General features: G+C 75.7%; 1 pseudogene. It reads left to right on the plus strand.

The window, feature by feature from the left end:
* Positions 1-1,254: pseudogene (locus AC31A1_RS51630) on the plus strand (hypothetical protein); the annotation flags it as partial.

A 1,254-nucleotide genomic window follows, 5' to 3' on the forward strand; every position in this document is an offset into this window, starting at 1 on the left:
GCCAAGTCGGGCGGCTCCGGCGGCGATGCGCGGTTGCGTGCGGCTGTGGCGGCCTGGGTGTCGTCGGGGTCGGACGGGGAGAGGCCGACCGGCGCCGAAGACCCCGAGGACGCGGAGAGGCCGGCCGGGGGCGAGACGGCTGACGTGACCGAAGGCTCAGGGGACGCGGACGTTGCTACGGCCGCTGCGGCAGACGGTCCCGAGGACGCGGAGACGCCTGCTGGAGCCTCGGAGACGGAGGACGGCGGGGACGCGGGGGAGACTTCCGTCGCCGGCGCCTCCGAGGGTGCTGAGACCGCCCAGGAGGCCGACACGGGCGAGCGGGCCGAAGGTCCGGGTGCCGGGGTGGCTGGTGACCCCGAGGGCGACGAGGGCGACGAGGCGCGCGACTCGGCTGCCGCCGATGACGTGGCCGAGGGTGAGCAGGTCGCTGACGCTGCCGCCGCCTCGGAGGACGACTCCGAGGTGGACGGGGCTCCTGCGGCTGCGGAAGCCGACGAGGTCGACGAGGCCGACGCGGATGCCGACGCGCACCCGGAGGGCGCCGACAGCGAGCCGGTCTCCAAGGCGGACAAGGCTCCCGTAGCCGCGACGACCGGCGAGGCCGGTACGGATGCCGACGCGCACCCGGAAGCCGCCGACACCGCCTCGGGCGATACCCCCAAGGCGGGCGAGACCGCTGAAGCCGGGTCCGCGGAAGCCGAGGTGGACGAGGCCGCGGCCGACACCGCCCCGGAGCCCGCCGAAGGCGAGACGTCCGCCCGAGCGACCGGAGCGAAGCCTGCCGGCCGGCCGGAGGAGTCCGCCGAAGGCGACACGTCCTCCGACGCGAGCGGGCCGGAGACCGATGAGAGCCCGGAGTCAGCCGCAGGCAAGGCGTCCACCGACGCAACCCGGCCGGAGACCGACACCCGTCCGGAGCCCGCCGAAGGCAAGACACCCACCGACGCGACGCCCCCCAAGACCGACAGCCACCCGGAAGCCGCCGAAGGCGACACGGACGCGGACCCCCGAACCACCGGTACCGAAGACGCCGCCCCCTCCGACGCGGAGCCGAAAGCCGCCGACGGCGACGGCGAGAAGGCCCCCGAGGGGCCACCCGCACCCGGCGACGAGACCCGCACGGGCCCTGCGGGTGGGGGCACCAAGACGGCCGATGGCGGAGCCGAGGCCGTCGATCACCCGACCACCGTCTTCAAGGCCGTACGACCGCCCAAGCCCGCGGTGGACCAGCCCACCACCATGCTCAAGGCC

The sequence above is a fragment of the Streptomyces sp. P5F9 genome, assembly GCF_057961495.1.